The organism is Mesorhizobium sp. M00.F.Ca.ET.216.01.1.1, assembly GCF_004010325.2.
Taxonomy (GTDB): domain Bacteria; phylum Pseudomonadota; class Alphaproteobacteria; order Rhizobiales; family Rhizobiaceae; genus Mesorhizobium.
Map to the genome: position 1 here is coordinate 1 of NZ_SADR02000271.1, position 355 is coordinate 355.

1 protein-coding gene is annotated in these 355 nt (G+C 58.3%); it reads right to left on the bottom strand.

What is annotated here, in order from left to right:
- Positions 1 to 125: 125 nt before the first annotated feature.
- Positions 126 to 355 (bottom strand): hypothetical protein (locus tag EN859_RS38880; protein ID WP_210237770.1); only part of this gene is annotated, 230 nt, incomplete at its 5' end.

The window sequence follows — 355 nt, forward strand, 5'->3', positions numbered from 1 at the left end:
CTGCGAGCTGCCGCGCGCGGTAATCTCGAAGTAGCGGTCGAGCAGCCCCCTCGTGTCGAACGACTCGGCGCCGGCTTCGGAAAGCGGCTGGGCGTGGGGTTCCATCATGATGAGTGCCTCCTTTATCAGCATGCTGAAACGGCCGTCATCGTGGCCGTCATCAGGTTCGTCTCTTTGCGTTGATTAATGTCGCGCGGGGTGGCGCGCTTTGGGTCGCTTTCGGTCCGCTTTGGTCCGCTTTTTTGGTCCGCTTTCTGCCCGCGTCTAAACCGCAAAACCGCTTCGGAATCGCTTTCCGGCGGCTTTGTGTTTTTTTGTGTCATGTTTTTGTGTCTCGAAATGTAGGCCACCGTGG